Origin of the sequence: Sedimentibacter sp. LTW-03 (assembly GCF_052059825.1) — a bacterium.
In the GTDB taxonomy this organism is placed as follows: domain Bacteria; phylum Bacillota; class Clostridia; order Tissierellales; family Sedimentibacteraceae; genus Sedimentibacter.
In genome coordinates, this window is record NZ_CP197180.1 from 2902685 (window position 1) to 2914884 (window position 12200).

Below are 12200 nucleotides of genomic sequence, written 5' to 3' on the forward strand. Positions count from 1 at the left end.
CAGCAGTGCTGCTTTTTTGAAAGGAAGTGACTAAATGGGAACAATTATTGCTTCATTATTGGGAGGAGGTTTATTTGGAATATTCGGCTGGCAGTATCTTTCGCCGGAGAGTATTGTTGACAACCTGGACAAAACATTTAACAAGTTAAATGACATTATTCAGGGAGCTGTTGATTTAGTAACAAATCCTATAGATTCCATGGAAGGCATATGGGATGTTGTATCGAGTGTACACAATGCTATACTTCCCATGGGGTATAGCCTTCTTACCTTATTTTTTCTTCTTGGATTTATGAATAAATCATTGTCTTTTAGGATCATAAGGATAGAGGATATAATCAGGCTTATTTTGAAAATGATTATTGCAAAGGCAGTTATGGAAAAAAGCTTTGAATTACTTAATATGGTGTATGGCATAGCAACTGATTTAATTCTTAAAGTGGATTTTTCTGTAGCGTCAATAAAAATTGTTGATACGGCAGCACTTGCGGAACAAATAGATAAAATGAATTTTATTGAAAGAATTGTATTTCAGACACAGTTCACTCCTATAAGTATTGTCAGTTTTATATTAAATTTAATGGTGTTTGTTATTTGCTATGGAAGGATAGTTGAAATTTGTATATTTACAGCTGTTTCGCCGATCCCTATAGCTACTTTAAGCAGTGAGGAATATGCCGGCACGGCGAAGGGATTTTTCAGGCGCTATTTTGCAATATGCCTGCATGGTTTGATTATAGTAATAATTTGTATGATTTTTGGAGGCCTTGCCCAAACATTGATAGGTGCAGCGGATACTTCTGATTTTGGAGTTGGAATGTCCATATCCTTGTCAATTATGCTTATATATGTTCTTTCAAAATCTGAATCATGGGCAAGACAAATAATGGGGGCTCATTAAATGATTGAAATTAAAATACCTAAAGAAATCAGGGATTACAGAGAGGCTATATTTGCCGGCTTGAATTTAAGACAGATTATTAGTCTGGCTGTAGCCGTAGCGGTTAATGTGCCATTGTATGTATATATTAAGCCGTATATTGGAGATGAAATTGCAAGCTGGCTTGTTATAATTACAGGTATACCTATATTCCTTATAGGCTTCATAAAATTTGACGGTATGCCGTTTGAAGAATATTTCAAAGTCATTTTAAGATTTTATTTCCTGAAGCCGCGCAAGAGAAAATATAAGGTAGAAAACATATATACTTTTATATATGAGCATCAAAAAAGGCGGGCTGAAGAAAAAATAAGGCAACATGGTAAAAGGAAAGGAGGTAAAAAGAATGCTTTTAAGAAAAAGTAAGGATGGTAAAGCTTCAAAAAAAAGCAATTTAAAAACTAAGAAAAAAAGTTTTTCAAAAACAGCACAAAAAACAGTTCCGATAGTTAATGCCTGTGATGACGGGATAATAGAATCTATTAAGGGAGAGTTTTCAAAGTCATTTGAATTTCTTGATATAAATTATCATGCTGCAAGAGATGAAGAGCAAGTTAATATTTTTGCCAGATATTGCGAGTTTCTTAATTTCTTTAATTCAACCGTTAATCTCCAGATTACGGTGAATAATAAATCTATTAACAGGCATGAATTTGAAAAAAAGGTTGTTCTTGAGGAAGGAGGGGACAACCTTGATGTATTTCGTAAAGAATATAATGAAATGCTGATAAGTCAAGTACAAAAGGGCAGAAATGATACAGAAAAGGAAAAGTATATTACAATAAGTATTAAGGCCAATGACATTACGGAGGCAAGAAATATTTTCTCGCGTATGGAAAATGAGATATCGGGACTTTTAAGGAGCATAGGCAGTTATGCAAAGATACAGCCCATAAATAAAAGACTTGAAGTTCTTCATGATATATACAGGGCTGATAATATAGGTAATTTTTCATACAACGCTTCAATGTTAAAAAGCGGCTCCTTGATAAAGAATGAAATTGCTCCGGATAGTTTTGAATTTAAGAGGGATTATTTTCTAATGGGGAACAGATATGCAAGGGTGGTATTCTTAAGAAGTTTACCATCCTTTTTAAATGATCAATTTTTTACGGAGCTGACGGATTTTAGTTTTAATATGATGACTACTATAAATGTTAGAGCTATAGAACCGGAAAATGCTTTGAAGATGATTAAGAGGCAAATAACCGGCATGGAGAGCAACAAAATAGAGTATCAAAGAAAAAGTGTTAAAAACGGATATCTTGATGCATTTATTCCTTATGAGCTAAAAAATAATCTTAGGGAGGCTGAGGATCTTCTTGAAGATGTAATGAACAAAAATCAAAGATTGTTCTTAACTAATGTAGCCATATTGCTCATGAGTGATGACAAGCAAAAGCTTGATGAGCAAACAGAAACAATAAAATCTACTGCAAGGAAACATTTATGTCAAATTGGGACATTGAATTATCAGCAGGAGGAAGGGCTAAATTCGGTACTTCCCTTAGGACGAAATAATTTGTATGTGGACAGATGCCTTACAACAGAGGCGGCTGCTGTTTTTATTCCGTTTTCCAGTCAGGAATTGACTCAGCCGGGAGGTATGTACTACGGCTTAAATGCGATATCTAAAAATCTTATTATATTTAATCGCAAAACATTGAAAAATCAAAACGGGTTTATTTTAGGAACACCGGGAAGCGGAAAATCTTTTGCCGCAAAGCGGGAAATGATTAATGCTATTTTAAGAGCCGGAGATGATGTAATAATAATAGATCCAGAAAGAGAGTATACAAATTTGGTGAGAAACTTTGAAGGAGAAGTCATTCAAATATCTTCGGACAGCAGGAACTACATTAACCCGTTGGATATGAATATAGACTACTCTGAAGATCCAATTTCTCTTAAGTCGGAGTTCCTTTTATCTTTGTTTGAAACTATTATAGGAGGCAAGGAAGGGCTGTCAGCTAAAGAAAAATCTATTCTTGGCAGGTGCGTTGGGCTTACATATCAGGAATATATGCAGAGCTTTGACAAAGAATCGACTCCAACACTGAAGGACTTTTATGAGGTGTTGAAAAAACAAAGAGAACCTGAAGCTGAAGGTCTGGCTACTGCTCTTGAGTTATATGCGATAGGAAACCTCTCTGTATTTTCAAAGAAAACCAATATTGATATCAATAACAGAATTATATGCTTTGATATTAAGGATCTGGGAAAGCAGCTTAAACCGATGGGTATGCTCATAACTCTGGATGCTATTTGGAACAGAATAGTTGAGAACAGGAAAAAGGGCAGACACACATGGATATATATTGATGAAATGTATCTGCTGTTTAATAATGAATATTCGGCTAATTTTTTCTACGAGCTGTATAAGCGTTCCAGAAAGTACGGAGGTGTTGTGACAGGAATTACTCAAAATGTGGAAGATCTTTTAAGATCAGAAACAGCAAGGAGTATGCTGGCCAATTCTGATTTTGTTATGATGCTTAATCAGGCGGCAACAGACAGGGCAGAGCTTGAAAAGATGTTTAATATATCGTCTACTCAGCTTGAATATATAACTAATTCCGATCCGGGACAGGGACTTTTATTTACAGGCGGAAGTATCATTCCTTTTGTAGATGATTTTCCAAGAGATACAAAGCTGTATAAAATGATGACAACAAAACTGGAAGAAACGGGTGCTGCCTGATGGATATAAAAAGCAAGCATGAGTCCTATAAGGAAAATATAAGACGGTATGCCGGCAGAACTAAAATAAAACATGTTAATTCCGGAAGCCTGGAGAAGGTTAAGGATTTAAAAAGAAAGGGTTTATTAAAATATCCTTATAAAAGGCTTAGAACCGGAAGTAAAGTATATGGAAATGAATATAAAAAGAATCACAGTAATAATGTAGGCCGAAGGACGCAAACTTTGGCAGGGAGTTTATCTTCCGGAATAAAGAACAGTCTCAGGGGTGATGAAAATAATACGCCGGATACCGGGATAGAAGCGGTTATATACACAACGGATAAAGTAGATGCCGCCGTTGATGCGGTGCAATGCTCCAGGAGAACCGTTAATAAGGTTAAGGATGTAAAGTCAACAATTGATACCACAATTAAGGGCGGAACGGGTAAAGATGAAATTATCCGGAAGGCTGCCGCTAACGGAGCTAAGTCGGGCTTGAGAGTTGCAAGAAATATGAATACCCATATTACCGATCAGTTTCAATCAGATGATACGGACTTAGGAATTCAAAGTTTTGCAAAAGCCGAAAAGGAAGTAAGGCAGGCTTATGATACCGCCAAAGCGGTTAAGGATACATCAAAAGATATATCAAATCTTGTTAATAAGACAAAGAAAAGCAATTTGCATTCAGGAGAATACATAAAGAATAAGATTTATACCGCTAAAGCTAACAAATATGAAAGATACAGAAAAAGCACTGCTAAATCTGTAGGACTATCACGTAACAATGACACAGTTAAGACCAAAATAAGTAAACCTTCTAACAAAATAAGAACCGCTAGGGTCAGGAGAAAGAAGGTAGTAGCAAAAAAAGGTGTTTCATCAATTTCTAGGAATATAGCAGAAACTGCTAAAAAAATTGTTGAAATATTTCTTCCCGGGAGAAAAGCGGTTCTGGTTTTTGTTGGTATTATGCTAGCCGTTTTTTTTATTTCTTCACAATCTGCAGGTATGGTAACTGCTTTAAGCCAACAGTATTTTATGGCTGATAATGATGTTGCTGATAAATACATGGAAGAAGTTAAACTCCTGGATCAGGAGCTTAAGACAAAAATAAATAAGCTGTCAAATGAAGGAGACTATGATGATGTTGATATTGTTTACATAGGGGATCTTCAGGGCATTAATACAAATTTTCAGGAAATATTTGCGGCGGCAGCAGTGAAATATGAACAGGACTTGACTTTCTCAGCCGATGAAAAATATTTTGTTCATAAAGTGCATGAAAAATTGTATGACATAAAGATTTCCTCTGAAGTATACCAGGTGACCGATAGAAACGGAGAAGAGGTTGACAAAATAAGAAGAATTATAACTGTTTATTCCAATGACATGGAAACTGTAATGAGTCAATTAAAGTTTGATAAGGAGCAAAAGGCTTGGGCTAGAAGACTGACATCAAGCTTCAGCGAACAATTTCCGAAATTTGCTCAGCAGTACGGAGAACTTACACAAGAAGAAATATTATGGCTTATGGAGAACGCTCCGGTAATGTCGGACTTAAAACAGAAAAAGCTTTATGATACGGCTTTAAGTATTGTCGGCAAAGTGAAGTATTTCTGGGGCGGAAAAAGTTCAGCGGGTTGGAATGATGATTGGGGTGAAAAAACTAAGGTTACCGCAAAAGGCAGCGATACGACAGGAACATATAGACCATTTGGCCTTGATTGCTCCGGATATGTGGATTGGGTATATAAAACAGCCGGTATTGGCAGCATGTTGTCCGGAGGCGGAACAGCATATCAGTTCGGACAGGCGTATCCAGTTAAGGCAGATGATCTTCAGATCGGGGATTTAGCATTTTTACAGATGCCTAATTCATCCGGTATAAATCATGTGGGAATTTATATAGGTAAGGATGATGAAAAAAATAACCTATATGCTCATTGTCAGTGGGGAACCGGAGTAACGGTTAACAGTTATGAAGGATTTAAGTATTTTAGAAGAGTAGTAAATTTCGAGGAGTGATTAAATGACTTTATATGACAAGCTGGAAAAAGAGAAGCAGGCTCTTGAGAAACTTCTTAAAAAAAGAGACGAGCTGAATAAGAAAATAGAACAGTCAAATAACAAAATTAAAATAATAGAAGAAGATATAGAGAATCTTGAGATGAAAACAACGGTTAAGGTAATTAAAAGTAAAGGATATACAATTCTTGATGTAAGAGAGGCGATTAATTCGGGAATCTTGGATGATATTTTAGGTAACTAAGGCATTTTATTTTAAGATGTTTTTTTTTATAAAAAATACAATTGTAGGAGGTTACTATGAATAGTGTAACTTTAATCGGGAGATTAGCAAGAGATCCCGAGCTGAGATTTATACCGTCTACCGGTTTAGCAGTGACTAAATTTGTTTTGGCCGTAGATCGAGAGATATCAAAAGATAAGAAACAGGAAGCAATAAGTGCCGGAAAACCTACCGCGGATTTTATAGGTATAACTATTTTCGGAAAACAAGCCGAAAATTGTGCCAACTATCTTGCAAAAGGTCGACAGTGTGCAATTCACGGAAGAATTTCTACCGGCAGTTATATTACACAGTCTGGTGAGAAAAGATATACCACTGAAGTTATAACCGACAGAATAGAATTTCTTGGAGGCAACAGGACAAACGGGACAAAGGACGGCGATGTAAGTCCGGACACAACATTTTTTGATGATTTGCCGGACGATAATTTTACGCCGGTAAATGATGAAGACATACCATTTTAATTACAAGTGACAACATAAAAGGCATCTGAAATCCGGATGCCTTTTGTTGCATAAAAAAATAACTGCCCATATGCGGTGAGCAGTTAAGAATAAAAATGCAACTCATACAATGTTGTCAAATTACAGTTATAGTATCACAAAAATTTTAAAGATGCAATAATAAATAAACTTTTCGGAGGATAAAAAATGACCGCAACAATTACAATGTCAAATTATATATTTAATACAAAAACAAATGTATACAGTAAGCTTGTATATGCAGCTATAAAGAAATATTCAAATAGTGAAGGAACCTGTTTTCCGTCCAGAAATACACTTGCCCGGTTGTGTAATATTTCCTTATCTACATTAAGAAAAGCAATTAACAGTCTTGTTGATGCAAGTATATTGGACAAGAAGTACAGATACAGGGAGAACAGAAGTCAGACATCAAATATGTATACCTTGGTGCCATTTATGACATCCGGAGATTATTATTTTAAAGTAAGGGCAGATATATTTGAACTTGAACTTACGGAAATAGAAACGGTAGTGTATATGTACCTTTGTTCATGTGCAAACAAGGACAGTGAATGCTATCCGTCCATAAGCCAAATATCCGCTGCATGCGGAGTGAGTCAGACAAGTGTTAAATCTGCTATAAAAGGACTGTGTGAAAGTGGACTGATATTAAAAATTAATCAGTTCAGAAAAGATGGAGGTAAGAGAAATAATATGTATAAGCTAATCACCGAAGAAATAAATCCGGTAGAAATAGATGAATTTAAAAAGATTAATGAAGACGAAGCAGCAGATCATGATGATGTAAAGTTTAATGAAGTAAATGAGGAAGCCAACACTGTAGTAGAGAAACATGAAGCAATAAAAAATGAACATTGTAATTTACTTGATGATAATGAAGTTAAAGAAGTTGATAAACAATCCGTACATCAAAAAGAAACGAAGGAAAATACGGATACTAAAATACGAGGCGATATTTTTAATTTTAAGCTGTCAAAACATGCTCTCATGGTATATTTGTATGTAAAGACATATAGCAAGCTTAATCGTGGAAAAAATCCGTCTAAATATAAAATAGCACATAACTGTAAAATCAGCATCTCAGAAACAGAAAAAGCACTGAGAGAAATTAAAAATAGAAAGCTTATTGAAGACTTAGGTCATAAGGAACTATCATCAGACCCCATAGTCATTACAAAGCCTCCACCATGGTTAATATAAGACATCTCCCATGGTCACCAAAAGCCAACCCATAACTAGAACCTATAATTAACTTTTACTATAAACAATAAAATAATGCTTACTGAAAAGAAAATTGTATGCGAATGAATATAAATACATTATATGTTCGCTAATAGTTAAGTTTAGGCTATGATATGGTCGTAGCCGTATTGTTTTTCTTCAGTAAGCAAATTATTTTACATGGTTACGTTTTATTAATTTTCATATTATTAACTTTACAAGTAAATAATGGTGTATAATGTACTGGAGATAAAGTTTTGGAAAAGAGGATATCAATAATTATAGGGGGCAAGGCAATTTATGAAAATTAATGACACCGTAAAAATGAAATCAAATAAAGGATCAATAGTAAGAGTTATAATATCAAATTTTGATGACAAAAGGGTTAAAGAAATTAAGGCTTTATATTCAAAACATGGTGGAGTAGATGTTATAAGATTAAAAGATACGAAGCCGGATGAAAACGGAGATATGAAATTTGTTTTCGGTTATGCATATAACGGACTTGAGGACAATGATACTTATGCAAGCGAAGAATCAGAAAAACAGAGCCTTATTGTGACAACTAACGATAATTCAACCAAATTACATTTTGTTAAGAAAAGCTCTAATACAGGTGCTGTTTTAAGAGAATACACAATACAAGGCAAATATGAAACGTTAAAGTCGGGTAAGGTTAAGGTTACAGTTTCTATAAATGATATTAAGGAATACGATAGTGGTAATGCTAATGATTTGATTAGATCGAAAAGAACATTGGCTCAAGATACTAACAGAATTTTGCTGAGTGCGGATACTATAGATTATTATAGGCAAATAGCTTCCGGTAATTTGGATGAAATAAATAATACATTTGAAATAGATTCACAGGAGATATATAAAATAAATAAATTTCTTAGCTATAGATCGGATATGATTATTTATTTTCAAATGATTAATAACTTTTTATTATATAATTCTTACATAAATGAAATATGGAAATACGAGGGTAAAAATGATGTTGATAAAGATTTAATCCTTAATAATTGTTGTGAGAATATTACTAGTAATCATTCTTCACTTATAAATATTTATAGCGAAGAATGTAAAAAAGATGATGAAAAAATAAATATTGACAAAATGCTTGTAAAAAAAGATTTAGAAAAGATAATATTATTATTTTGTAAATTTAGACATGCCATGCTTCATTATGATTATACATTTTGGAAATCCTTGTATTCCGGAGAAGAGTTTATCTTGACCTTTGAAAAGGATAATAACAAAAAAGTACCGATGAGTGAGTTATTGAATTTGAACATTTTTAAGGAGTTAAGAAAAATAAAGTTGGCTAAGGATAAAGCTGCTACTAATTATCTTAATAAAAGCTCAAAGATATATGTATTAGGCAAGAATGTTAATGCAATAAAAGTACTTGATATATATAGGGATATATGCGAAAGAAAACTTGGGTTAAACAAACTTGTAAATAGTATTATAACATCATCAGGAGAAGAAAATAGAGAATATAAGAGAATTGTTACAAAACATTTTAATGATAGTATCACAAATATGAATAGCTTTTTAAAAAAACTAGAAAAAGAAGATGATTTTAAAATAAACCGTAGTAAAAAGAGAACCTACAACTTAATAAAGCAAAGATATGATGAACACCAAAGACTAAATAAATGGTTTGGAGGGCCGTATGTTTATGATATACATGATTCAAAGGCATATAAAGAGCTATACATTGAAAGGAAGAATTTTGTAAATAGCCATACTAAACTCATAGAAAAAGGGATTGATTATACTAATAAAAAAGATTTGATTGAAATAAACGAAAAATTGTCTAAACTTAATAAAGATATGAAGGCAATGACAACCTTAAATTCTACATATAGGTTGCAATATAAAATGCAATTGTTTTTTGGGTTCATATCGGAAAAGTATAATTTGCAGGTAGACAAGTTTTTAAATGACTTTGATTTAAATAAGGATGATTGCAGGAAAGATTTTATTGAAAACTATGATGTATATATTAATAAAATATTAGAAAAGCAAGACAAAGATTTAAGTAATTTAATAAAAGACTATAAGTGCAGGAATACTGAAGACATATTTTTTGAAGACAGAGATAATAATTTGGTTAAATTATATATGGTTATGCACTTATTGCTTCCAAACGAAATAAGAGGCGATTTTTTAGGACATGTAAAGAAAAACTATTATGATATGAAGCATGTTGATTTTATAAATAAAGAAGATAAGTCAGAAGGAGATACTTTCTTTCATGATTTAAGACTTTTTGAAAAAAATGCAAGAAAGCTTGAGATAGTCGACTACAGCTTAAGTCAAATGTTTTTAAGTAAAGATGATAATAATTATATAGAAGAAAAATTGAATGAAATAATTTTAAATAAAAATGGCATAGAATTACCTGAAGATATGAATATTAAACAATTTTATAAGGCCTTTATGCTTCCACTTATGAAAAACTATCAAATAATCTTTAAGCTTTTAAATGATATTGAAATAGAGGGGTTGTTTAAGATATCAAAAGATGAGAACATTTCTTTAGAAGAAGCCATAAATAAGTGTAGGGGGGAAAAGGGAAATATTATTTTTCCTAAAATTATGCAACTAGCTTTAAATAAAGAAAGCCATAATAAGAATAATATATATAAAATAAGAAATTCTATAGCGCATATTAATATGAAAGAATTATATATTGATCCTCTAGATACATATATTGGCATTAATAATAGAGAGACAATTAGTGAAAAAGTTGAGCATATTATTGAACGCTGGGGAAAAGAAGAAACGGTAGGGAAAGAATTAAACAAAAGCATTATAAATGATTATTATATGAAAAAAGAAGAACTTGTATTATATCTGAAAATGGAAGAGCATAACAATGTTGTAATTGATGAACAGGAGGAAAACAAAAGAAAAGAAACTGTTTTAAGAAAATATCACTTGGAAAACAAAAATGTTGATACAAAAATAAAAAAGACAATTGAAAAGATAAAGGAATTGAAAGAAGCAAGTCAGGCTCTTGGGGAAAAGGATAAACAGAAAAAAGTACTATATAGTGATATATCTGACTTGACCGGTATAGTTAGAAGAGGTATAAGTTTAAAAATTAAAGGAGTATTGCTAGATATAATAAGGGCAGGTGAATACAGGTATGTCAACATTAATGTTTACGATAAAGGGAAGAGAAGTAATGTAAACAAAGAAATTAAAATTAAATATTGTAAAAATAAAGGAGAAAAAATATATACAACGAATTTTGCTGCTTTAGATGATTTTAATTTTGAAATTAATAATAAGTCATTAATAATAAAATTTGATAAAGACAGGCATCCTGAAAAAAAAGTACAAACAATTAATCTAGAATCAAATTATGTTCAAAACGTGAAATTTATTGTATCATAAATTTTGTCGATGTGTAATAATGCAAAAATGTAGGGGGATCGACATAAACAAAAACGATTGAAAAATAGCAGAATATTAATGTAATGTAACTTTAACTTAATAAAAATATGATGGATTAATAAAGATAGACAAAATAGGTTGATAGACATATTGAAATTTAAGTATTATAATGATGACGGGGACTGTACTCACAGTGGTGAGAATAAAACTACCCCTAGAGGTCAAATTTAGTCCTCTGAAAGGCAGGACTGTACTCACAGTGGTGAGAATAAAACGGTATTATAACCACAGAAGAGATGGAAAAATCTGGACTGTACTCACAGTGGTGAGAATAAAACCCTCTAAAGGAAATATATGTAACCAGTCCATTTGGAGGACTGTACTCACAGTGGTGAGAATAAAACTTTAGAGATTTGCAAAGTGCATATTTGAGTGGCAAGGACTGTACTCACAGTGGTGAGAATAAAACTCAATCGAGGAGTTGAAAAAGCTTGAATCAATCGCGGACTGTACTCACAGTGGTGAGAATAAAACTTATTCAAATTTACTTTGTTTGAAAGCATTTCATCGGACTGTACTCACAGTGGTGAGAATAAAACTTGTCATTTCTCTTCAATTGGCTAAGCGCAATTACGGACTGTACTCACAGTGGTGAGAATAAAACTGGACTCTAGATTTCTATATGTTATATCCTCAGATGGACTGTACTCACAGTGGTGAGAATAAAACCCTTTTTGCAAAATAAAAAAAACAGCTGCAAATAAAAGGACTGTACTCACAGTGGTGAGAATAAAACCTGTATCTATTGATAATATCCCATAAAATTTTATAGGACTGTACTCACAGTGGTGAGAATAAAACTCTATGTATTTAATCCCTAGCCTGTCCGTATATTCCTGGACTGTACTCACAGTGGTGAGAATAAAACTTCATTACTTTGTCATATTCCTTTTGGTACTGTCTCTGGACTGTACTCACAGTGGTGAGAATAAAACAAGCCTGTGAAGCAATCCGAGGACCGTATGACAATCGGACTGTACTCACAGTGGTGAGAATAAAACTCTTTAAATTCTCTAATGAAATCTTCAGATAATTTTTGGACTGTACTTACAGAGGTGAGAATAAAACTAGGTAGAATATTTTAGGT

Annotated in this window: 8 protein-coding genes and 1 CRISPR repeat array (1 of these 9 cut by a window edge); all 8 genes read left to right on the top strand. The window is 32.9% G+C overall.

Features of this window, described 5'->3' with window-relative positions; all coding sequences use genetic code 11:
- Positions 1 to 34: 34 nt before the first annotated feature.
- The 8 genes from ACS3UD_RS14180 to cas13c all read left to right on the top strand — a co-directional run bounded on the left by ACS3UD_RS14180 (position 35) and on the right by cas13c (position 11053).
- Positions 35 to 901, top strand: a complete 867-nt coding sequence (locus ACS3UD_RS14180; protein ID WP_440977670.1) for a hypothetical protein — start codon at positions 35 to 37, stop codon at positions 899 to 901.
- Entirely contained in the window at positions 902 to 1306 is a 405-nt protein-coding gene (locus tag ACS3UD_RS14185) for a PrgI family protein (RefSeq protein WP_440977671.1), read from the top strand. It abuts the gene before it with no gap.
- Complete coding sequence (locus ACS3UD_RS14190) at positions 1287 to 3641, top strand: VirB4-like conjugal transfer ATPase, CD1110 family (protein WP_440977672.1); 2355 nt, start codon at positions 1287 to 1289, stop codon at positions 3639 to 3641. The genes ACS3UD_RS14185 and ACS3UD_RS14190 overlap by 20 nt, the downstream gene beginning before the upstream one ends.
- Positions 3641 to 5650 carry a C40 family peptidase gene (locus ACS3UD_RS14195; protein ID WP_440977673.1) on the top strand — a complete coding sequence of 670 codons (2010 nt, stop codon included), beginning with the start codon at positions 3641 to 3643 and terminating at the stop codon, positions 5648 to 5650. Before ACS3UD_RS14190 ends, ACS3UD_RS14195 begins: the two co-directional genes overlap by 1 nt.
- A gap of 4 nt (positions 5651 to 5654) precedes the next feature.
- Positions 5655 to 5894: a hypothetical protein gene (locus ACS3UD_RS14200; RefSeq protein WP_308138986.1), complete on the top strand. Its 240-nt coding sequence runs from the start codon at positions 5655 to 5657 to the stop codon at positions 5892 to 5894.
- A gap of 56 nt (positions 5895 to 5950) precedes the next feature.
- On the top strand, positions 5951 to 6397 hold the full coding sequence (locus ACS3UD_RS14205; protein ID WP_440977674.1) for a single-stranded DNA-binding protein: 447 nt from the start codon (positions 5951 to 5953) through the stop codon (positions 6395 to 6397).
- Between the two features lie 186 nt (positions 6398 to 6583).
- Complete coding sequence (locus tag ACS3UD_RS14210) at positions 6584 to 7618, top strand: helix-turn-helix domain-containing protein (RefSeq protein ID WP_440977675.1); 1035 nt, start codon at positions 6584 to 6586, stop codon at positions 7616 to 7618.
- Positions 7619 to 7939: 321 nt separating this feature from the next.
- The gene (cas13c, locus tag ACS3UD_RS14215; protein WP_440977676.1) at positions 7940 to 11053 is read left to right on the top strand and encodes a type VI-C CRISPR-associated RNA-guided ribonuclease Cas13c; all 3114 of its coding nucleotides are present in this window, start codon (positions 7940 to 7942) and stop codon (positions 11051 to 11053) included.
- Between the two features lie 179 nt (positions 11054 to 11232).
- Positions 11233 to 12200: a CRISPR direct-repeat array (repeat unit 30 nt; unit sequence GGACTGTACTCACAGTGGTGAGAATAAAAC) (it continues 45 nt past the right edge of the window).